The sequence below is a fragment of the Rubellimicrobium aerolatum genome (genome assembly GCF_017872975.1).
In the GTDB taxonomy this organism is placed as follows: Bacteria; Pseudomonadota; Alphaproteobacteria; order Rhodobacterales; family Rhodobacteraceae; genus Rubellimicrobium; species Rubellimicrobium aerolatum.
This window is the reverse complement of record NZ_JAGGJP010000009.1, coordinates 46,855-68,188: the sequence shown is the minus strand read 5'-3', so window position 1 is coordinate 68,188 and position 21,334 is coordinate 46,855. Positions and strand designations below refer to the sequence as shown.

The 21,334-nt window shown below is 71.1% G+C and carries 20 protein-coding genes; 15 read left to right on the top strand and 5 right to left on the bottom strand.

Annotated elements, in window-relative coordinates; genetic code table 11:
* Nucleotides 1–46 precede the first annotated feature (46 nt).
* From J2Z33_RS11340 to J2Z33_RS11295, 10 genes are all read left to right on the top strand, one after another.
* Entirely contained in the window at nt 47–763 is a 717-nt protein-coding gene (locus J2Z33_RS11340) for a hypothetical protein (RefSeq protein ID WP_209840937.1), read from the top strand.
* Nucleotides 760–1,188, top strand: coding sequence for a GFA family protein (locus J2Z33_RS11335; RefSeq protein WP_209840934.1), 429 nt, complete (start codon nt 760–762; stop codon nt 1,186–1,188). The genes J2Z33_RS11340 and J2Z33_RS11335 overlap by 4 nt, the downstream gene beginning before the upstream one ends.
* Complete coding sequence (gene gltB, locus J2Z33_RS11330; protein WP_209840931.1) at nt 1,185–5,729, top strand: glutamate synthase large subunit; 4,545 nt, start codon at nt 1,185–1,187, stop codon at nt 5,727–5,729. The genes J2Z33_RS11335 and gltB overlap by 4 nt, the downstream gene beginning before the upstream one ends.
* Nucleotides 5,730–6,620: 891 nt before the next feature.
* On the top strand, nt 6,621–7,250 hold the full coding sequence (locus tag J2Z33_RS11325; RefSeq protein ID WP_209840929.1) for a DUF1269 domain-containing protein: 630 nt from the start codon (nt 6,621–6,623) through the stop codon (nt 7,248–7,250).
* A gap of 219 nt (nt 7,251–7,469) precedes the next feature.
* Nucleotides 7,470–8,123 carry a monofunctional biosynthetic peptidoglycan transglycosylase gene (gene mtgA / locus J2Z33_RS11320; protein WP_209841187.1) on the top strand — a complete coding sequence of 218 codons (654 nt, stop codon included), beginning with the start codon at nt 7,470–7,472 and terminating at the stop codon, nt 8,121–8,123.
* Nucleotides 8,124–8,192: 69 nt separating this feature from the next.
* Nucleotides 8,193–8,858: an FtsZ-binding protein FzlA gene (fzlA, locus tag J2Z33_RS11315; RefSeq protein WP_209840926.1), complete on the top strand. Its 666-nt coding sequence runs from the start codon at nt 8,193–8,195 to the stop codon at nt 8,856–8,858.
* 46 nt (nt 8,859–8,904) lie between these two features.
* Nucleotides 8,905–9,954, top strand: a complete 1,050-nt coding sequence (gene queG, locus J2Z33_RS11310) for a tRNA epoxyqueuosine(34) reductase QueG (protein ID WP_280922905.1) — start codon at nt 8,905–8,907, stop codon at nt 9,952–9,954.
* Between the two features lie 60 nt (nt 9,955–10,014).
* Nucleotides 10,015–11,181 (top strand): PQQ-dependent sugar dehydrogenase, encoded by a 1,167-nt coding sequence (locus J2Z33_RS11305; protein ID WP_209840920.1) that lies wholly within the window; start codon nt 10,015–10,017, stop codon nt 11,179–11,181.
* Nucleotides 11,182–11,238: 57 nt separating this feature from the next.
* Nucleotides 11,239–11,448 carry a hypervirulence associated TUDOR domain-containing protein gene (locus tag J2Z33_RS11300; protein WP_209840916.1) on the top strand — a complete coding sequence of 70 codons (210 nt, stop codon included), beginning with the start codon at nt 11,239–11,241 and terminating at the stop codon, nt 11,446–11,448.
* 104 nt (nt 11,449–11,552) lie between these two features.
* Nucleotides 11,553–12,500 (top strand): DNA topoisomerase IB, encoded by a 948-nt coding sequence (locus J2Z33_RS11295; RefSeq protein ID WP_209841185.1) that lies wholly within the window; start codon nt 11,553–11,555, stop codon nt 12,498–12,500.
* On the opposite strand, the gene J2Z33_RS11290 is transcribed toward J2Z33_RS11295, so the two are convergent.
* A complete protein-coding gene (locus J2Z33_RS11290; protein ID WP_209840914.1) occupies nt 12,493–13,224 on the bottom strand; it encodes a Crp/Fnr family transcriptional regulator in 732 nt (243 codons plus the stop codon). The two genes, J2Z33_RS11295 and J2Z33_RS11290, sit on opposite strands and share 8 nt — an antisense overlap.
* A 112-nt stretch (nt 13,225–13,336) precedes the next feature.
* Between J2Z33_RS11290 and J2Z33_RS11285 the strand changes: the two genes are divergently transcribed.
* Nucleotides 13,337–13,687 (top strand): response regulator, encoded by a 351-nt coding sequence (locus J2Z33_RS11285; protein ID WP_209840911.1) that lies wholly within the window; start codon nt 13,337–13,339, stop codon nt 13,685–13,687.
* 10 nt (nt 13,688–13,697) lie between these two features.
* On the opposite strand, the gene J2Z33_RS11280 is transcribed toward J2Z33_RS11285, so the two are convergent.
* Complete coding sequence (locus tag J2Z33_RS11280) at nt 13,698–14,492, bottom strand: response regulator (RefSeq protein ID WP_209840908.1); 795 nt, start codon at nt 14,490–14,492, stop codon at nt 13,698–13,700.
* 96 nt (nt 14,493–14,588) lie between these two features.
* On the opposite strand from J2Z33_RS11280, the gene J2Z33_RS11275 reads away from it, so the two are divergent.
* The 4 genes from J2Z33_RS11275 to J2Z33_RS11260 all read left to right on the top strand — a co-directional run bounded on the left by J2Z33_RS11275 (nt 14,589) and on the right by J2Z33_RS11260 (nt 18,981).
* On the top strand, nt 14,589–14,747 hold the full coding sequence (locus tag J2Z33_RS11275) for a NepR family anti-sigma factor (RefSeq protein WP_245218790.1): 159 nt from the start codon (nt 14,589–14,591) through the stop codon (nt 14,745–14,747).
* Between the two features lie 176 nt (nt 14,748–14,923).
* Nucleotides 14,924–15,490, top strand: coding sequence for an RNA polymerase sigma factor (locus J2Z33_RS11270; RefSeq protein ID WP_245218801.1), 567 nt, complete (start codon nt 14,924–14,926; stop codon nt 15,488–15,490).
* A gap of 83 nt (nt 15,491–15,573) precedes the next feature.
* Nucleotides 15,574–17,292 (top strand): sensor histidine kinase, encoded by a 1,719-nt coding sequence (locus tag J2Z33_RS11265; RefSeq protein WP_209840905.1) that lies wholly within the window; start codon nt 15,574–15,576, stop codon nt 17,290–17,292.
* 60 nt (nt 17,293–17,352) lie between these two features.
* On the top strand, nt 17,353–18,981 hold the full coding sequence (locus J2Z33_RS11260) for a phospholipase D-like domain-containing protein (RefSeq protein ID WP_209840902.1): 1,629 nt from the start codon (nt 17,353–17,355) through the stop codon (nt 18,979–18,981).
* A gap of 77 nt (nt 18,982–19,058) precedes the next feature.
* Here J2Z33_RS11260 and J2Z33_RS11255 read toward each other — a convergent pair whose 3' ends face one another.
* Genes J2Z33_RS11255 through J2Z33_RS11245 form a run of 3 tightly spaced genes read right to left on the bottom strand, consistent with a single transcriptional unit; the run spans nt 19,059 to nt 21,303 of the window.
* Entirely contained in the window at nt 19,059–20,141 is a 1,083-nt protein-coding gene (locus J2Z33_RS11255; protein ID WP_209840898.1) for a DUF3618 domain-containing protein, read from the bottom strand.
* Nucleotides 20,125–20,532: a phage holin family protein gene (locus J2Z33_RS11250; protein ID WP_209840895.1), complete on the bottom strand. Its 408-nt coding sequence runs from the start codon at nt 20,530–20,532 to the stop codon at nt 20,125–20,127. The genes J2Z33_RS11255 and J2Z33_RS11250 overlap by 17 nt, the downstream gene beginning before the upstream one ends.
* A gap of 6 nt (nt 20,533–20,538) precedes the next feature.
* Nucleotides 20,539–21,303, bottom strand: coding sequence for a hypothetical protein (locus tag J2Z33_RS11245; RefSeq protein WP_209840892.1), 765 nt, complete (start codon nt 21,301–21,303; stop codon nt 20,539–20,541).
* Nucleotides 21,304–21,334: the final 31 nt, after the last annotated feature.

The following is a 21,334-nucleotide window of genomic DNA, read 5'->3' as shown; positions in this document are numbered from 1 at the left end:
CCGGCCGGGCGACCCTCGCCCGGTCCCATCCCACGAAGGACCCCCCATGCGCCGCCTCGCCCTCCTGCCGCTCCTCCTCCTCGCCGCCCCGGCCTTTGCGCAGGACGCGCCCCGCGACAGCCGCACCTTCCAGCCGCCCGAGGGCTGCACCGCCTACCTCACCGTGCAGATGTCCTCCTGCACCGTCTCGCACCACTTCACCTGCGAGCGGGACCCCGAGGGCTGGCAGCGCCGCGTGGACATGGACGAGGAGGGGATCACCTACTTCGGCGCCATCGACGCCCAGACCCAGTGGGTCGAATCCTTCCACACGATGACCGGCCACAGCGAGCGGCTGTCCCCCGACCCCGCCGACCCGGCGAGCTTCGACGACCTCCTCGCCAACGGCGAGGACAGCTTCGACTTCACCACCGAATCTCAGGAGATCGGCGAGACCCGCTACGTCGGCAGCGACCGCCTCCTGGGCGAGACGGTGACGATCGACGGCGTGACGCTGGACCGCACGGAATACCGGATCACCGCCTACGGCGCCGACGGCCAGGAGCTCTGGCGCGGCGCGGGCAACGAGTTCGTCAGCCGCGACTGGCGGATGTTCCTGTCCGGCCGCAGCAGCAGCGTCGTCGCCGACGAGGTGAGCGAGCAGGACGACACCCCCAAGGAGTTCGTCCAGCCCGGCGAGCGCGGCTTCCTGTCGGTCAACCCCAAATACGGCTGCGGCGCGACCATGTCCTCGCTGGGCCTCCTTCCGGAGGCGCGCGGATGATCCAGGGCCACTGCCTCTGCCGCGCCGTCACCGTCACCGTGAGCGGCCCCCACGAATCCTGCGTCGGCGCCTGCCATTGCCGGATGTGCCAGCGCTGGTCGGGTGGCCTGTTCCTTTGCTTCACCGCCCATGACGTGACCGTCGAGGGGCCGGTGACGCGGTTCCGCTCCTCCCCCTTCGCGGAACGCGCCTTCTGCGCCACCTGCGGCTCGCATATCTGGTTCTGCGACGTCGAGGAGGGCGAGGAGCCCACCGACTACGAGCTGATGCCCGGCCTCTTCGACGAGGCGAAGGACTGGCCGCTGCGGAGCGAGATCTACATCGACCGCGCCATGGCCTGTGCCCGCCTGTCCGGCGACCATCCCCGCAAGACGCGGGAGCAATACGAGCAAGACAATCCCTCCGTGGAAGGAGACGCGCCATGACCATCTATGACGAATCCTGGGTCAAGGCCGAGGAGGCCAAGCGCGCCTGGATGGCCGAGAACAGCCTCTACAAGGCCGACGACGAGCACGCCTCCTGCGGCGTGGGCCTCGTGGTCGCCATCAACGGCCAGCCCTCGCGCGGGGTGGTGGAGAAGGGCATCCAGGCCCTTCAGGCCGTGTGGCACCGGGGCGCGGTGGACGCCGACGGCAAGACCGGCGACGGCGCGGGCATCCATGTCCAGATCCCCGTCCGCTTCTTCTACGACCAGATCCGCCGCACCGGGCACGAGCCCGCGATGGACAAGCTGGTGGCCGTGGGCCAGGTCTTCCTGCCCCGCACCGACTTCGGCGCGCAGGAGCGGTGCCGGACCATCGTGGAGTCCGAAGTCCTGCGGATGGGCCACTACATCTACGGCTGGCGGCACGTCCCCGTGGACATCTCGGTGCTGGGCGAGAAGGCCAACGCCACCCGCCCCGAGATCGAGCAGATCCTCATCCGCTGCGAGAAGGACCTGTCCCAGGAGGAGTTCGAGCGCGAGCTTTACGTCATCCGCCGCCGGATCGAGAAGGCCGCCGTCGCCGCGCAGATCGCCGGGCTCTACCTCGCGTCCCTCTCCTGTCGCTCCATCATCTACAAGGGCATGATGCTGGCCGAGCAGGTCGCCACCTTCTACCCCGACCTCCTGGACGAACGGTTCGAGAGCGCCTTCGCCATCTTCCACCAGCGCTATTCCACGAACACCTTCCCGCAATGGGCGCTCGCCCAGCCCTTCCGGATGCTGGCGCACAACGGCGAGATCAACACGCTCAAGGGCAACGTGAACTGGATGCGGAGCCACGAGATCCGCATGAGCTCCGACGCCTTCGGCGACATGGCCGAGGACATCAAGCCGATCATCCCCTCGGGCACCTCCGATTCGGGGGCGCTCGATGCCGTGTTCGAGGTGCTGGTGCGCGCCGGCCGCTCCGCCCCCATGGCCAAGACCATCATGGTCCCCGAGGCCTGGTCCAAGATGACCCAGGACCTCCCCAAGCCCTGGGCCGACATGTATGCCTACTGCAACGCCATCATGGAGCCCTGGGACGGCCCCGCCGCCCTTGCCATGACCGACGGGCGCTGGGTCTGCGGCGGCCTCGACCGCAACGGGTTGCGTCCGCTGCGCTACGTCGTGACCAGCGACGGCCTCCTCGTCGCCGGCTCCGAGGCGGGCATGGTCCCCGTCGAGGAGCGCAACGTGGTGGAGAAGGGCGCCCTCGGCCCCGGCCAGATGATCGCCGTGGACATGGAGGAGGGCCGCCTCTTCCACGACGCCGAGATCAAGGACAAGCTCGCCGCCTCCCAGCCCTTCGGCCAGTGGGTCGAGAAGGTCGTGGACCTTAACGCCATGCTCCGCGACGTGCCCGAGCAGCCGCTGTTCACCGGCGAGGAGCTGCGCCGCCGCCAGATCGCCGCCGGCTACTCGGTCGAGGAGCTGGAGCAGGTCCTCGCCCCCATGGCCGAGGACGGCAAGGAGCTGATCGCCTCGATGGGCGACGACACCCCCGCCGCCGTGCTGTCCGCACAGTATCGGCCGCTCTCGCACTACTTCCGCCAGAACTTCTCCCAGGTCACGAACCCGCCCATCGACAGCCTGCGCGAGGGCCGGGTCATGTCGCTCAAGACCCGCTTCGGCAACCTCAAGAACGTGCTGGACGAATCCTCGGCCCAGACCGAGATCCTGGTCCTCGAATCCCCCTTCATCGCCAACGCCGAGTTCGACGTGATGGTGCGCCAGTTCGGCGGCCCGGTGGCGATGATCGACTGCACCTTCCAGACCGGCCCCGACGCGCTGCGCGCCGGCCTCGAACGCATCCGCGCCGAAGCCGAGGACGCGGTGCGCTCCGGCGCCGCCCATATCGTCCTGACCGACGAGCATCAGGGCCCGGCCAAGGTGCCGATGCCCATGATCCTCGCCACCAGCGCCGTGCATAGCTGGCTCACCCGCAAGGGCCTGCGGACCTTCACCTCCGTCAACGTCCGCTCGGCCGAATGCATCGACCCGCACTACTTCGCGGTGCTGATCTCCTCGGGCGCGACCACGGTGAACGCCTACCTCGCGCAGGACTCCATCGCCGACCGGATCGAGCGCGGCCTCCTCGACGGCACGCTGACCGACGCGATGCGCCGCTACCGCGCGGCCATCGACGCGGGCCTCCTCAAGATCATGTCCAAGATGGGCATCTCGGTGATCTCCTCCTACCGGGGCGGCCTCAACTTCGAGGCGGTGGGCCTGTCCCGCGCCATGTGCGCCGAATACTTCCCCGGGATGCACTCGCGCATCTCCGGCATCGGCGTCATCGGCATCCAGAAGAAGCTGGAGGAGGTCCACGCCAAGGGCTGGCACGGCCCCCAGGGAACGTTCTCTGGCATCCTCCCCATCGGCGGCTTCTACAAGGCGCGGCGGTCCGGCGAGAAGCACGCCTGGGAAGCCACCACGATGCACATGCTGCAATCGGCCTGCGACCGCGCCAGCTATGAACTCTGGCAGCAATACGCCAAGGTCATGCAGGCCAACCCGCCGATCCACCTGCGGGACCTGCTGGCGATCAAGCCGCTGGGGAGCCCCATCCCCATCGAGCAGGTCGAATCCATCACCGCCATCCGCAAGCGCTTCGTGACGCCGGGGATGTCGCTCGGCGCGCTGTCGCCCGAGGCGCACAAGACCCTCAACGTCGCCATGAACCGCATCGGCGCCAAGTCCGACTCGGGCGAGGGCGGCGAGGACCCGGCGCATTTCCACCCCGAATCCAACGGCGACAACCCGTCCGCCAAGATCAAGCAGGTGGCGTCGGGCCGCTTCGGCGTCACCGCCGAGTACCTCAACGCCTGCGAGGAGCTGGAGATCAAGGTCGCCCAGGGCGCCAAGCCCGGCGAGGGCGGCCAGCTTCCCGGCATGAAGGTCACGGCCCTCATCGCCCGCCTGCGCCATTCGACGCCCGGCGTGACGCTCATCTCGCCGCCGCCGCATCACGACATCTACTCGATCGAGGACCTCGCCCAGCTCATCTACGACCTCAAGCAGATCAACCCGCGCGCCAAGGTCTGCGTGAAGCTGGTGTCGTCCTCGGGCGTCGGCACCATCGCGGCGGGCGTCGCCAAGGCCAAGGCCGACGTGATCCTCATCAGCGGCCACAACGGCGGCACCGGCGCCAGCCCCGCGACCTCCATCAAGTATGCGGGCCTCCCGTGGGAGATGGGCCTCACCGAGGCGCATCAGGTCCTGTCGATGAACAACCTCCGCTCGCGCGTCACGCTGCGGACGGACGGCGGCCTGCGGACGGGCCGTGACATCGTCATGGCCGCGATGATGGGGGCCGAGGAATACGGCATCGGCACCGCCGCCCTGATCGCCATGGGCTGCATCATGGTCCGGCAATGCCAGTCGAACACCTGCCCGGTGGGTGTCTGCACCCAGAACGAGGCGCTGCGCGCCAAGTTCACCGGCACGGCGGACAAGGTGGTGAACCTCATCACCTTCTACGCCCAGGAGGTGCGCGAGATCCTGGCCTCCATCGGCGCGCGGTCCCTGGACGAGATCATCGGCCGGGCCGACCTCCTGAGCCAGGTGTCGCGCGGCTCCAAGCACCTCGACGACCTCGACCTCAACCCGCTCCTCATCACCGTGGATGGGGCGCGGACGACGGTCTACGACCGCGCCAAGCCCCGCAACGCCGTGCCCGACACGCTGGACGCCCAGATCGTGACGGACGCCGCGCGGTTCCTCGCCGACGGGGAGAAGATGCAGCTCGCCTATGCCGTGCGGAACACCGACCGCACCATCGGCACCCGCATCAGCAGCCACATCGTCCAGCGGTTCGGGATGCGGAACACGCTCCAGCCCGACCACCTCCAGATCAAGCTGACCGGCACGGCGGGCCAGTCCCTCGGCGCCTTCGCCGCGCCCGGCCTCAAGATCGAGGTGCAGGGCGAGGCCAACGACTACGTGGGCAAGGGCCTGTCGGGCGGCACGATCGTCGTGCGCCCCGCCATGGCCTCGCCGCTGGTCGCCGCCGAGAACACCATCATCGGCAACACCGTCCTTTACGGCGCGACGGGCGGCTTCCTGTTCGCCTCCGGGCGGGCCGGGGAGCGCTTCGCCGTCCGCAACTCGGGCGCGAGCGTGGTGGTCGAGGGCTGCGGGTCGAACGGCTGCGAATACATGACCGGCGGCGTCGCGGTGATCCTGGGCCGGATCGGCGCGAACTTCGGCGCGGGCATGACCGGCGGCATGGCCTACATCTGGGACCCCCAGGGCCGGGCCTCGGGCCTCATCAACCCCGAATCGCTCGTGACCTGCCCGGTCTCCGTCCCCCAGTGGGAGGACCAGCTCCGCAACCTCGTGGAGCGCCACGTGGCCGAGACCGGCTCGCGCCGGGGCATCGAGCTCCTGTCCGACTGGGCGGCCGCGCTCGGCCAGTTCGTGCAGGTCTGCCCCAAGGAGATGCTGCCCCACCTCGCCCATCCGCTCTGGATCGAGGAAAAGGCCATCCCCGCCGAGTGACCCCGGCCCCCCGGCCGTCCCAGGCCGCGCCCCATCGCCGGGGTGCGGCCTGATTCGTCACCGTCGCCGGGGGGCTCTGCCCCCCGTCGCTGCGCGACTCCCCCCGGGATATTTGGAGCCAAAGAAGGGCCAGGGCCCGAGAGGCGGCCCCGGCGCGCGTCCCGCCACCCCGCAGGGTGGGGTTCCACCCCACCATGCGCCCGTCGCGCCGGGCGGACCCCGAGGCATGGTAAGGGGGTTCCACCCTCCCGTGGCCGTCCGCCCCCGCCCCGCTCCTTCGGCTCCCGTAGGGTGCGCGTCTTGCGCGCCGCCGCCGCCCCTCCCTCGCCGGGGGTGTTGCGCGAACCGGAGGCTGAGCGTTCGTTGCTGTCAGGCGGCGTTAACGCCTGCGTGCGATTCTCTCCCTCGCACGACCCCACGCAAGCGGCCCTCGTCCGCACGGCCCGGCGCTCCCCAGGGGCGGACACGCCGGCCCCGACGGCAGGGGGCGGAAAGGAGAGACAAGGACGAAGGGACGCCCGTCCGCAAGGAGGGGCACGGACACACGCGATGGGCCAGGAGCGGCCAGATACCCGGCCAGGGAGACCGAGGCGCCCCACGGGCGTTCTCCCTCGATGCCACTGAGACCCAGCCCGCCCAATGGCGGCCGGTGCTCCCGCTCGCGCGCGCCCCTGGTCCCCGCGAGCCTGGGAGTGAACCCGGAGGCCTCGCGGGGATTTAGTCTGTCCGAGACCCCCCCTTCTTTGGCTCCAAGTATCCCGGGGTGAAGCCCCGAAGGGGCGAGGGGCAGAGCCCCTGACGGACCTCCCCGCCCGGCGCGACGCCGCCCGACCGGAACCCTCCCCCCGCCTCCCCGGTTGTCCCTGCCGGAACCAGCCACGGAGACGCGCCATGTCCGATCTCATCATCATCGCCTTCCCCGACGAGGCCGCCGCCCTCCGCGCCCGGGCCGAGTTCGTCGCGCTCCAGAAGGACTACCTGGTCGAGATGGAGGACGTGGTCGTCGTCACCCGCTCCGGGACCGGGCAGGTCCAGCTCCACCAGGCGATGAACCTGACCGCCGCCGGGGCGATGGGCGGCACGCTCTGGGGCACGATGATCGGGCTCCTGTTCCTCAACCCGCTGCTCGGCGCGGCGGCGGGGGCGGCGGCCGGGGCGCTGTCGGGCTCGCTCACCGACCTCGGCATCCCCGACGACTTCCTGCGCGAGGTGGGCGGCACGCTCGACAACGGCGGCGCGGCGCTCGCGGTGCTCCTGCGGAAGTTCACCGCCGACCGCGCGCTCGACCGCCTGGGGACGCTCGGCGGGCGGATCATCCAGACCTCCCTGCCGCAGGACCTGGAGGAGCGCCTGCGCGACCGCCTGTCCCCTGGCGCGGCGGCCTCGCCGGTTCCGCCCGCGCCGCCCGTGGACGCCGACGCCTCGGGTGCCCCCGCCCCGGCCCTGGGCGGCGCGCCGGGCGGGGCGACCTCGCCGGCCAGCGTGACCACCGACCCCTCGGGCGCGCACACGCAGCCGTGACGGCAAGCCCCCGCCGCCCTTGACCGCCCCGCCCGGCCCCGCCAGTCATGGCCCATGGCAAGAGGGTCGGGCAGGGCGCGGACGGGCGAGGACGGCGAGGTGGAGGACGCCACCTTCGTCGTCGTGCCCAATGACGCGCCCCCGTCCAAGGCCGTGGCGAGGCCCCGCCCGCGCAAGCCGCGCGCCCCGGCCCCGCCGCCCCCGCGCAAGGTCCGGCCCATGTCCCTGCTGCTCCTGCCGCTGGCCGCGGTCCTCCTCCTCGTCGCGCTCTTCGGCGCGGTGAACCCGCCGACCACCCCCACCATCCTGGGCGAGGGGCGGCGGCTCGGCGGCGTGGACCACGCCTGGGTTCCGCTGGAGGACATCGCCCCGGTCATGGCCCGCGCCGCCGTGGCGGCCGAGGACGCCAACTTCTGCGCGCACTGGGGCCTCGACCTCCAGGCGATCCGGCTGGCGGCGGCCGAGGGCGGCGCGCGCGGCGCCTCCACGATCAGCCAGCAGGTCGTCAAGAACGTCTATCTCTGGCAAGGCCGGAGCTGGGCGCGCAAGGCCATCGAGGCCGCGCTGACGCCGGTGGTCGAGGCCTTCTGGTCCAAGCGCCGCATCCTGGAGGTCTACCTCAACGTGGCTGAGTTCGGCGAGGGCGTCTTCGGCGTGGAGGCCGCCGCGCACCACTGGTTCGGCGTCCCGGCCGCCGGCCTGTCGGACGTGCAGGCGGCGCGGCTCGCGGCGATCCTGCCCGACCCCAAGCACCGCGACCCGGCGGACCCGACCGAGGCGCTGCGGGCGCGGGCGCGGAGCATCCTTGACGGCGCGGCGACCATCGCCGCCGACGGCCGCGCGGCCTGCTTCGAGACGGGCGCGGCGCCCTGACGCCCTTGAACGCGAGGGGCGGTTCGGGCATGGGTCGGGGGCCCGCCCGAACCGCCGGACCACCTCCCCATGAACCGCCTCTACCACTACCCGCTCTCCCCCTTCTCCCGGAAGGTGCGCCTCGCGCTCGGCGAGAAGCGCATCGAGGTGGAGCTGGTCGAGGAACGCTATTGGGAGCAGGGGATCGAGTTCCTGCGCCGCAACCCGGCGGGGCAGGTGCCGGTCCTGCGGATGAACGGCCGCCACCTCGCCGACAGCCAGGCGATCTGCGAATACCTGGAGGAGACGGCGCCTACCCCGCCGCTCCTGCCGCGTGACGCCGAGGGCCGCTACGAGGTGCGCCGGCTCTGCGCCTGGTTCGACGGCAAGTTCCACCGCGAGGTGACGGCCAAGCTGATGGGCGAGCGGGTGTTCAAGAAGCTGCGCGGCGGCGGCGTGCCGGACTCGGCCGCCGTCAAGTCCGGCTCCCGGGACATCAAGTATCACCTGGGCTACATGACGCACCTGCTGGAGACGCGCCGCTGGCTCGCTGGGAACGACATGACGCTCGCCGACTTCGCGGCGGCGGCGCAGCTCTCGTGCCTCGACTACGTGTCGGACGTGCCCTGGGACAAGTACGAATCCGTCAAGGACTGGTACGCCAAGATCAAGTCGCGCCCGGCCTTCCGCTCGCTCCTCGCCGACAACGTGCCGGGGTTCCGCCCGGCCTCGCATTATGCGGACCTCGACTTCTGACCGGGGCAGGGGGGCTCCGCCCCCGGCTTCGCCTCCCCCGGCGTATTTGCGCCAAGTTGATGGGCCGGCGCTGAAGGACCGTCTGGCGGAGGAGGCGCGCGCAGCGGGCTTCGCCGCGATGGGCGTCTGCCGGCCCGACGCGATCCCCGAGGCGATGGAGCGGCTGCGGGCCTTCCTCCACGCTGGGCGGCACGGGCAACTGGACTGGATGGCCGACCGGGCGCATTGGCGGGGCGACCCCGCCGCGCTCTGGCCCGAGGCGCGCAGCGTCGTCATGCTCGCCGACAGCTACGCGCCCCTGCACGATCCGCTGGAGGTGCTGGCCCATCCCGACCGGGGCGCGGTCAGCGTCTATGCTCAGGGCAAGGACTACCACGACACGGTGAAGCCGCGCCTCAAGCGCGTGCTGCGCTGGCTGCTGGAACAGGCGCCCGGCCACGAAGGCAAGGTCTTCGTGGACACCGCGCCGGTGATGGAGAAGCCGCTCGCCCAGGCGGCGGGGCTTGGCTGGCAGGGCAAGCACACGAACCTGCTGGGGCGCGACTTCGGCAACTGGGTCTTCCTCGGCGCGATCTTCACGACAATGGAGCTTCCCGCCGACGCGCCCGAAGTGTTGCATTGCGGCTCGTGCCGCCGCTGCCTCGACGCCTGTCCGACCGGAGCCTTCCCCGCGCCTTACCAGCTCGATGCGCGGCGCTGCATCTCCTACCTGACCATCGAGCATCGCGGGCCGGTGCCCGAGGAGTTCCGGGCTGCGCTCGGGAACCGGATCTACGGTTGCGACGACTGCCTCGCCGTCTGCCCCTGGAACAAGTTCGCCGTCGCCGCCTCCGAGACGCGCTACCTGCGCGGGGACGGGCCACCACGCCTCGCCGACCTGGCCGCTCTGGATGACGCGGGGTTCCGCGCCCGCTTCGCGGGGAGCCCGGTCAAGCGTGTCGGATGGGCGCGGTTCCTGCGGAACGTGCTTTACGCCATCGGCAACTCGGGCGACCCCGGGCTGCTGCCAGCCGCGCAGGCGCACTTGGGCGCACAGGACGCGGCCGTGGCCGACGCGGCGCGCTGGGCCGTCTCGCGGCTCCGTGAAGCGGCGTGACGGAAGCGGGGCGAGCCTGACGGCGTTGGGCGGCAACAGGCCCCACGACAGGAGACCCCGATGCGCGCCGCCCTTTCCGCTCTCGCCCTGCTGCCGCTGCCCGCCCTCGCCGCCGTGGAGCAGGGATCGCCGAACGCGCCCTTCCAGCCCGCCTTCGAGAATCAGACCCGCGCGCCCGAGCTTCCCGCAACCGCCGTCCGGGCCACCCCCTTCGCCGGGCCGCTCGAAAATCCCTGGGGCATCGCCGCGCTGCCCGACGGCACCTTCCTCGTCACCGAGAAGCCGGGGCGGCTCCGCCTCGTGATGGCGGATGGCACGCTGTCCGAGCCGATCGGCGGCCTGCCCGAGGTGGACCCGCGCGAGCAGGGCGGGCTGCTCGACGTGGCGGTGTCGCCGGAGTTCCAGCAGGACCGCACGGTGTTCTGGACCTATGCCAAGCCGATGGGGCAGGGCCTCGTCGCCACCGCCGCCGCGCGGGGCACCCTGTCCGAGGACGGGACGCAACTGACCGAGGTGCGCGACATCTTCGTGCAGACCCCCGCCTCGGAGAGCCCGATGCACTACGGCTCGCGCGTCGTCCCGGCGGGCGACGGCCTTGTCTACGTCACCACGGGCGAGCATTCGCAGGCCCCCGAACGCGAGCGGGCGCAGGACGTCGGCACCACCTGGGGCAAGGTCGTCCGTCTGACCGTCAACGGCGAGGCGCTGTCCGACAACCCCTTCGTGGAAGGGGGCCGCCCCGAGACCTGGACGCTCGGCCACCGCAACGTGCAAGGCGCGGCGCTGGACGACCAGGGGCGGCTCTGGGTGTCCGAGATGGGGCCGCTGGGCGGGGACGAGCTGAACCTGATCGAGCGCGGCGCCAATTACGGCTGGCCGGTGGTGAGCTACGGCCTCAACTACGACGGCTCGGCCGTGGGCTCGGGCGAGCCGCGCGCCGAGGGTTTCGTCGAGCCGGTCTATTACTGGGATCCGGTCATCGCGCCGGGCGGCATCGACTTCTACGCGGGCGACCTGTTTCCCGAGTGGCGGGGCGACTTGCTGATCGCGGCGCTGCGGGGCAGCGGCCTCGTGCGGCTGGACATCCAGGACGACCGGGTGGCCGGCGAGGAGCGGATGCTTCAGGAACTGGGCCGCGTCCGCGACGTGGAGGAGCTGGGCGACGGATCTCTCGTGGTCATCACCGACGACCCGCAGGGGGGAATCTACCGCGTCACGTCCGGCTGAGTTGGAACCTTGGGGCAGGGGCCGGGCGTTCCTGCCCCGGGATCGCAGGAGGCGAGCATGGCCAAGGTCGGCGACAGGGTGAGATGGCACTGGGGCGCGGGCAGCGCCACCGGGACCGTCAAGGAGACGTTCGACCGCAAGGTGATGCGCAAGCTCAAGGGCTCGGAGATCACCCGCAACGGCACGCCAGAGGACCCGGCGCTCTACATCGAGCAGGAGGACGGGGACGGCGTGCTCAAGCTCGCCTCGGAGGTGGAAAAGGCGTGAAGGACACGGGCGTCATCGAGGCGATCGAGCAGGGGCTCCTCGACGGCCCGGCCCAGTCCGCGCCGGTTGAGGTGCCCGAGGGGCTGGTCTACGTCACCGACGCCATGCCCGGCATCCGGCGGCTGAAGCGCGGCAAGGGCTTCACCTACCTCGGCCCCGACGGCACCACCATCGAACGGGGGGCCGAGCGGGAGCGGCTGGAGAAGCTGGGCGTTCCCCCGGCCTACGAGCGGGTCTGGATGTGCCCGCTGCCCCACGGCCACCTGCAAGCCACCGGCTACGACCAGCGCGAGCGCAAGCAGTATCGCTACCACCCGGACTGGTCCACTCACCGCTCGGGCACCAAGTTCGACCGGCTGGTGGACTTCGGCCGAGCCTTGCCCGCCATCCGCGAGCGAGTCGCCCGCGACCTGCGCGCGCCGCCGGGCGACCCCCGCTTCGCCCTTGCGGCGGCAGTGACGCTGATCGACCGGCTGTCCCTGCGCGTGGGCAACGAGGAGTACGCGCGGGAGAACGGCAGCTACGGTGCCCTCACGCTGAGGAACAAGCACGTCAAGCTGCGGGACGGGCAGATCGCGCTCGACTTCAAGGCCAAGAGCGGCCAGCGTGTGCGCCGCTCGCTCAAGGACTCGCGGCTCCTGCGGGTGCTGGAGAAGGCCTCGGACCTGCCGGGGGCCGAGCTGCTGACCTGGGTGGACGAGATGGGGCACGTCCACAGCCTGACATCGACCCAGCTCAACGCCTATCTCGACGAGGCGGACGGCGACGACAGCCTCGCCTTCACCGCCAAGACCTTTCGCACCTGGGCCGGCACGCTCGCCGCCTTCGAGAGATTGGAGCAGGGGGACGCGCCCAAGGTCAAGGCGCTGGCCGAGGCGGCGTCGCAGCGGCTCCACAACACGCCGACCGTGGCCAAGCAGGCCTACATCCACCCCGCCGTGCTCGGGATGGCGGAGCAGGCGCCCGACCTGCCCCCGGCCGAGCCGGTCAAGGGTCTCTCCGCCGCCGAGGCCCGGCTCCTCGCCTTCTTGGAAGGACCGGCCGCTACATGAGGTGCCGCTTCGCGGGACGGGCCGGCTCCACATGCGCGAGCCGGGCGAGCGCCTCGGGGTCGTGGAGCCGCAGAGTCCCGTCCGACCAATCGCAGAGCCCGCCTTGGCGGAACCGCGCGAGGGTCTTGTTCGTGTGCACGAGCGAGAGGCCCAGGAAATCCGCCATGTCCTGCTGGCGGAAGGTCAGGGGCACCGCCCCGTCCCGCTCCAGCCCGATGGCCCCGAGCCGGTTCCAGACCCGCGTCAGCGCCCAGGCGATCCGCTGCGCCGCGTCGCGCTGGCCCAGCGAGGCCAGGGTCTCGCCCAGGATGCCGCCCTCCACGGCGGCGATGGCGCTCAAGCTGCGGGCGCGACTCGGGTGCTCCTCGAAGACCTCGACCACCCGGCGTTGGTCGAAGACGCAGAGCATCATCCGAGTCCGCGCCTCGACCGAATGCTGCATCTCGCCCAGGAGGGCGGCCTGAAGGCCCAGGAAGTCGCCGGGGAACACGAAGCAGATGATCTGGCGCCGTCCGTTGGGCAGCGTCTTGTAGCGCAGGCCCTGGCCCTGCAAGACGGTGAACAGGCGCGGGCTGGCGCTGCCCTCCATCTGGATCGTCGCGCCGGGCTCGACGACAGCCTCGTCGATCTTGAGCGACTCCATGAACGCCACCTCGTCGGGAGTCATCTGCACGAAGAGGGGCCGAGTCCGCAACGGACAGGCCCTGCACGGAATCGTGAGCATTTCGTCATGAACCAATTCAGAAAAACGAAGCAGGACGTGTCGTGCTTTAATGCGCCGTCCGATCCGGGGTTCCACAAGCGCGCGACCCGGAAAAGGAGAGGGTGAGCAGCGCATGACGACGAATGGCCGGACCTACCTGATCGTCCACCCCCAGGCCGTGGTGGCCATGGACCTCGCCATGGCGATCCGGGACTTCGAGCCCGCCGCCTCGGTGGTCGTCGGGACCGGCGAGGCCGAAGCGCTGGAGCGGCTGGGCACGCCGGAACGGATCGCGGTGGCCTTCGTGGACCGGGAGCCACGCGCCTACGCGAACTCGGAGTTGGCGCGGCTGGTCAGGGAGCGGGGCGGCCGCGCCGTCCTCCTGGGCGATGACGCCGAGAGAGGGCCGGACCTCGGCTTCCCCGTCCTGACCCGTCCCTTCACGGCCGAGCAGGTGGCCGAGGTGCTGGCTGCCATCGGCTGAGGCGCCGGGGTCAGGCCGCCAGCGTCTCGGTCGAGGCAAAGAACATCGCCTGGCTGACGGCCGACCGGACCTGCTCCTCCGAATAGGGCTTGGTGATGAGGAACGCAGGCTCGGGCCGCGTCCCGGTGAGCAGCCGCTCGGGGAAGGCGGTGACGAAGATCACGGGAAGATCCTGGAACTCGGCCAGAATATCGTTCACCGCGTCGATGCCCGAGGAGTTGTCGGCAAGCTGGATGTCGGCGAGCACGAGGTCGGGCCGAGTGTCCCGCGCCAGCCGCACGGCCTCGTTCCGGGTGCGGGCGACGCCGGTGACGCGGTGGCCCATCTCCCGGACGATGGCCGAGATGTCCATGGCGATGATCGCCTCGTCCTCGATGATCATCACCCGGCCGGCGACCGATTCCTCCATCTCGCGAATGGCGGTCTCCACCAGGTCCGCCGCCGTCTCCGGGGTGACGGCCATGACCGCCGCGATCTCCTGCGGCCGGAACCCCTCGATGGCATGAAGGAGCAGCGCCTCCCGCGTCAGGGGGGTCAGGCGGGCCATATGGCCTTGGGCGCGGGCCTCCAGCCGGGTCTGCGCCGCATCGAGCGGGGTGCCCGCTCCGGTCCAGACCTGATGGAAGGCCCGGAACAGCGCGATCTTCGGGCTGCCATGCATGGCCTCCGACGGATCGGAGATCAACGCCTCCAGCGTCTGCGCGGCCAGGGCGTCGCCGGCACCCTGGCTGCCAGTCAGCGCACGGGCGTAGCGACGGAGATGCGGAAGGCTGGCTCCCACGGCGGAAGCGAAGTGCGATGTCATCCAAGATCCCTCTGGCCATCTCCCTGGAACCGAACGCCGCCCTCGCGCGTTCGGTTCCGAACGGATATAGGGCAGGGTGCGGGGACCGACTTGGGCATGTATGTTGAAATGACGGAAACAAAGGGGAAAAGCAGGCTCCATCAACAGATAGATGAGAACCTGAAGCGCGTCTACGAGGAGGCGTTGAGCGAGGAGATCCCCGATCGGTTCAAGGAGCTGATCGCCCGTCTTCGCGCCAAGGAGGCCGGCCAATGAAGGGATCCCAGGCCACGGGGCTCCCGGACTTGGCCGCCGCGAAGCCGAACCCGGTCGTGCACGTTGAAGATTCCGCCTCGGGCGGCGCCCCCATCGAGGACGCGCGACCCGATTCGGGCGCCTCCGGTTCGGGCATTCCCGGGTCCGGCGTCATCGTCGGACGACCCGAGGGAGTCCTGCCCATTGGCGTGCGCGACCCGCGCGACGAGCTGCCCGAGCATCTGGGCGCGTTGCGGGCCTTCGCCATCTCGCTCACCCGTAACGTCGCGGCCGCCGACGACCTTGTGCAGGACACCATCGTCAAGGCTTGGACCAATCTGGACAAGTTCCAGCCCGGGTCCAACCTGCGCGCATGGCTCTTTACCATCCTGCGGAACACCTTCTACTCCGACAAGCGCAAGACCCGCCGCGAGGTCGCCGACCCTGAGGGCGTCTATGCCGCCGCGCTCTGCGAGAAGCCGAGTCACGACGGCCGCCTCGCCCTGGCGGACTTCCGTCGCGCCTTCGACCAACTCTCGCCCGAGCATCGCGAGGTCCTCATCCTTGTCGGGGCCTCGGGGTTCGCCTACGAAGAGGCGTCGGTGATGATGGGAGTGGCCGTGGGGACCGTGAAGAGCCGCGCCAACCGGGCGCGCGCCCGGCTGTCCGAGATGCTGGGCCTCGAGGACGGCGAGGAGCTGCTCTCGGGCGTGGACGGGGCCACGATGGCCGTGCTGGGCCGGTCCGGGGTCCGCGCTGCCTGACACCCGGCCAGACGACGACGCAGGAATCGCGCCGGCCGGGGTCGCGCGCCCGGTCGCGTCCCGGCCGCCCCTGCTGCGGCGGCTTGGCTTTCGGATGGCGGCGCTCCTCGCCATGGCCCTTCTGCCGCTGGCGGCGATCTCCATCGTTCAGGCCGGGGCTTGGCGGGACGCCGCCCGCCGCCCGCGACCAGCGCGCCGCGATCCTGCTGGGCGAGACGCTTCGGGTCAGCGCGCCGGTCACCGGCCTGATCCGCGAGGCCAAGGGCGCCGCCGCCGCCTTGGCGCAGACGGTTCGCCCTCTCCTGAGGGACGAGGCCGCTTGCGACGCCGCCATGTCGCATCTGGCTTCCATGAGCGGCGAGTATTCCCTGGTGAGCTATGTGCCCCTGAGCGGGGCGATGACCTGCGCCTCGGGCGGCGCGAGCTACGACTACGCCGGGAACGCGATATTCGAGGCGATCGTCGCCGACCTGCGGCCCCGAACGGTGGTCAACCCGCGCGGGCCGGTCTCGGGGACATCGGTGCTCCTCGTCATCCATCCTGTCCTGGCCGAGGAAGGGGGCTATGCGGGCTACGTTGCCTTGGCCCTGCCGCACGCGGCCCTGGCCGACGAAGTGCCCGAGGACGTGGCGGCGGGCCTGGGCGAGGCGCCGGACTTCGTCACGTTCAATCGCGAGGGAACGGTCCTCACCGCCTCCACGGGCCTCGCGGAAGCGGCGTCCATCCTGCCGGCGGGCGTGGCCCTGGCCGGCTGGGCGTCGTCGGGCCGGTCCAGCTTCGCGGCCCGCACCGCCTCGGGGCAGGTGCGGTTCTACGCCCTCGCCCCCGTTGTCGAGGGGGAGCTCTACGCGCTGGGCTCGCTCCCCGTGCGCGAGGCCGTGCGGCTGGGGCCGCTGTCCATGACCACGCCCTTCCTGCTCTCGGGGCTCATGTATCTGGGTTCCCTGGCCGTCGCCTGGATCGCGACCGAGCATCTGGTCTCCCGCCACATCCGCCGCCTGAGCCGCGCCATCGGCAGCTTCGCCTCGGGCAGCCGCGTCGTGGGCGACCTCGACATGGAGGGCGCTCCCTCCGAGATCCGGGACGTGGGGCAGGCCTTCATCCGCATGACGGACACCATCCTCCACGACGAGGCCGAGCTCGAGGACACGGTGCACCAGCGCGAGGTACTCCTGCGCGAGGTGCACCACCGGGTTAAGAACAACCTCCAGCTCATCGCCTCGATCATGAACATGCAAAGCCGCCGCGCCCGCTCGCCCGAGACAAAGGCGCTGATGAAGGGCTTGCAGGAGCGGGTGATGAGCCTCGCCACCGTCCACAAGGAGCTGTATCAGACCTCCGGGCTCACGGACGTGCGCGCGGACGAGCTGCTGGGCGACATCACGCGGCAGATCGTCGGCATGGCCTCGGCCCCGGGGCGGAGCTTCGAGATCGACACCGATTTCGCGCCCATCCCGCTCACGCCCGACCAGGCGGTGCCTTTGTCGCTCCTGCTGACCGAGGGACTCACCAACGCGATCAAGTATGCCGAGCCCGAGCCAGGCGGGTCCAGGCCCCGCCTCAGGCTGCGGTTCGCGCCCACGGGCGGGGGGCGGGCCGAACTGTCGATCTCCAACGACGCCCGGGACGGCATCGATCCCGGCGAGCCCGAGGGGACCGGGCTGGGCCGCCAACTCCTGGCCGCCTTCGCGAGCCAGTTGGGCGCCGAGGCGCAGACGCGGGCCGAGGGTGGGCGCTACACGCTTCGGATCGAGTTCGCGCTCCACGCGCTCGAAGGCGCGGAGCAGCGGCACGGGGGCTAACGAAACGTCAGGAACTCCCGTGTATCCGAGTCGTTAGTCTCTCGGATAACGAGCAGGATCATGCAGCACGTCACCGGGCTGGTGCGGGACCGCACCACGACCGACATACTCCTGACCGCCTCGGATGCCTTCCCGGCCTTCGAGCGCGCCGTGCTGGAAAGCCAGGCCGAGATCTGGGCCTCGTTCCGTATCTTCGACCCCCGCACCCGCCTTCGCAGCCCCGAGGCACGCGCCGTGGGCGACACATGGTTCGACCTCCTCGTCGATGCCCTGCGGCGCGGGGTGCGGATCGACCTCACCATCGCCGACTTCGACCCCATCGCCCAGCCGTCGCTGCATCGCGGGACCTGGGCCTCCTTGCGCCAGATGGTCGCCGCCGGCGAGGCCTCGGGAGCGCCCGGTCGGCTGCGGGTGCGCGCCGCCCTGCATCCGGCGACGACCGGCCTCCTGCCACGCGCCGCGCTCTGGCCGCAGGCGGCGGTCCGCCTCGCCCGCACCGCCCGCTGGCTCAACGCCCGCGACCTGACGCGGCGCGCGGCCGCGCTGCGGGACATGCCGGGGCTCGCGGGGCTCCTGGCCCAGGGACCGGACGGGCGCGTGCGGGCGCGGGCCTTTCGGCCGCCGATGCTGCATCCGGCGACTCACCATCAGAAGCTCGCCGTCTTCGACCGCCGCAGGCTCTACATCGGCGGGCTCGACCTCGACGACCGCCGATGGAACAGCCCCGACCACGACCGCCCCGGCGAGGGAACCTGGCAGGGCCTCCAGCTCATGATCGAGGGTCCGATCGTCGCCGAAGCGCAGGCTCATCTGGAGCGGTTCCGCCACGTCACAGCCCGGCAGGCGTCGCCCGCGCCGCAGCGCCGACTCCTGCGGACCCTGTCGCGCCCCCGGGGCGGCCTCTGGGCTGGGTTCGGGCCCGAGCCGGTGACGCAGGAAATCCTGGACGCCCATGAGATGCTCGCGGCCAAGGCGCGGCGCTTGATCTACCTGGAGACACAGTTCTTCCGCGACACCCGCCTGGCGCGGCGTCTCGCGCGCGCCGCGCGCGAGCGGCCGGAGCTGGGCCTCATCCTGATCCTTCCCGCCGCCCCCGAGGACGTCGCCTTTGGCCGGGCCTGGAGCATCGACACCCGCATCAGGAAGCATATGCAGGCCCGCTGCCTCCACATCCTGGGAGAGGCGTTCGGGCCGCGCCTCTTCGTCGGTGCCGCCGCGCAACCCCGGCGCGAGGCGGCGGGCGGAACCGGCGATCCGCAGGCCGCTGGCCCCGAGGCGGAACCCATAGCCGCGACGACCTTCGACGAAGGGAACGGACGGGAACGGCTGCTCGGAGAGCCCATCGTCCATATCCACGCCAAGGTGTCGATCTTCGACGATGCGGCCATTGTCTCCTCGGCCAACCTGACCGGGTGCAGCCTGCGCTGGGACACCGAGGCGGGGGTGCTGCTGACCGCGCCCAAGGTCGTGCAGCGCCTGCGCGAGAGGGTGATGGGCTACTGGCTGCCCGCCGACGCCGATTCCCGCTACCTCGATCCCGATCGGGCCGTGGCCCTGTGGCAGCGGCTGGCGCTGCGGAACTCGCGCCTCCCGCCCGAGCGCCGCGAGGGCTTCGTCCTGCCCTACGACATCGCCGCGGCCGAGCGGATCGCCCGCTCGGTGCCGCTGGTGCCAGAGGAGATGGTCTGAGCTGGTTCGCGGGTGCCCGGAACGGAAAAGACCCGGAACTCGCGCCCCGGGCCTTGGTCGTTCGGAAAGGGGCCGCTTCAGCCGATCACGGGGTCGCCCGGACCAGCCATCGACGGCGCCGACGCGCCTTGGCCGTTGCGAAACTCCTGCGAGGCCCGGTCGCCCACGCGGTTCGCCGCATCCGAGGCCTTCTTGGTCACGGTGTCGGTCACCGCCTCGACGGTCTCCTGGGCGGCGGCCTTGACCTCCTGTCCCAACGATCCCGCGAGTTGCATCGCACGCGAACGCTCCTCGCGCAGGAGCCGCGAGGCATCTCCCATCAGCCGGTCGCGCTCCGAGCCGAAGGCGCGGTTCTCGGCCTCCGTGCCTGGCAGGACCGCGGCCACCGCCGCCCCCAGCGCGAAGGCCACGGCGCCCGCCACCAGCGGGTGCTCCTCCAGCGCGCGGGTCGGGTCGCGGACCACGTCGCGGCCTGTCCTCTCGGCCCGAAGCATGGCGCCGTAGGCCTTCTCGCGCGCGGCGACGATCCTCTCGCGGGACCCTTCGGGCAGGCTGTCGAGGCCCGAGGACAGGCGCGACCGCAGATCGTTCGTGAAGGACGAGATCACCGACTGGCGCTCCGCGTCGAAGTCGCGGTCTTGCGAGGAGGACGAGGAGCCGGGCAGCGCGTTCTTCAGGCTCTCGTAGTAGTGCTTGGCCTCCTGCTCGATCTTCTGGAGAGCGGCCGAGGCCTTGGCGCGCAGGCCCGTGGCCTCGCGCGACCAGGAGTGGTCGTCGTCGTTGTCCGAGGGCACGTAGCCCACGCGACCGTAATCGGCCGAGCGCGACCCTGTGGCGGCCCAGCCGCCATCGTCATGGCGCAGCCCGCCGCCATAGCCCGAGGACTGGTCGGAGGACTTGGAGGAGGACACCTTGGGCCCGAGGAACATCCAGGCGATCCCTGCGCCGATCAGCGCCACGGCGAGGGGGTTGGCCCGCACCGCGTGGTCGATGGTGCTGGTCGCGGTGCCGGCATGGCCCTTGAGCATCCCCAGCGCCTCCTTGGCGAGGTTGTCCACCGAGACGCGGTCCGACAGGGTGTCGAGCGTGCTGGCCAGGGCCGCGCGCTCGCGGTCGAGGTCGGCCTCGATCTCGCGGGGGTCGTTACTTGTGGTTGCCATTTCCAACGTTCTCCTTGATCGCTTGGGCGTCGGCCTGCACGCTGCGGACGGTGCGGCTGGGCGCCAGGTTCTCGGGTTTCAGCGCGTTCAGGCCACGGAGCGCGAGGATCACGGCCACGATCAGGACCACCACGCCCACGAGGAGCGCGGCCCAGCCGGGGCCGATCCAGTGCGCCAGGGCCGCCACCAGGGCGGCGGCCAGGACGTGAAGCGCCACGAGGGCCAGGATGGCGGCGCCGACGAGCAGCCCGACGCCGATGCCGGCGTTGCGGATGTTCTGCGCCACCTCGGCCTTGGCGAGCGCGACCTCCCCCCGCACGAGGCGGGTGAGCTGGTTGATGGCGTCGCTCAGAAGCGAGCCCGTGGGTCGGGGATCGGCGTCGAAGCTCATGGGGGCCTACCTGTCGTAGCCGGAGCCGGTCCGGTCGCCCGTGGAGTTGGGCGTTGCCGTGCCGACATCCCCGGTTGTGCCCGTGGTCGCGCTGCCGCCGCCCATGCCGTCGTCGGCGATGGAGCCCACGTCGTCGAGATCGTCGTCATGCGTGCTCATGCCGGTCGTGCTGACCAAGCCGGCCGCCCGCCCTGAACCGTAGCCCGACCCGGTGCCAGCGCCATAGGAGTCCGTTCCGGCGAAGCTGCCGCCCGAACCCAGGCCCGAACCCATCGAGCTGTCTCCGAACGAACCCGCGCCATAGGAGCCGAGGCCCGAGGACCCGTAGGACTTGGACGGCGCGGAGGCGCGGGCGAAGCGGGCCAGCGCGAAGCCCGCGAGAGCGGCGGCCGCCACGAAGGCGCCAGGGTTGCGGCGGGCGAAGGATTCGGCCTGCCCCACGATCTCCTGGAAGCTGCGGCCGCGAAGCTGGTTCGACCAGTCCGACACGGTGTCCGCCGCTGCCGCCATCAGCCGCGCCTGGATCGACTCGTCCCCGCCTTCCACGCCGCTGCGGAGCGACTGCGCGAGCCTCTCGCCCGTCGAGGCGAGGGCGTCCTTGGCGGTTTCGGCCTGCTCCATGGCCTGCGACTTGGCGGCCTCGGTGATCTTGGGCATGGCCTCCATGGCCTTCGACTTGACCTGCTCATAGGTCTGCCGCCCGGCGTCCGAGAGCCCGCCCGTCATGGACGAGCCTTGGCCGGTCGAGTCGCTCATGTTCGTGTCGCTCATCGGGGTCTCCTTCTAAGGGGCGTCCGACATA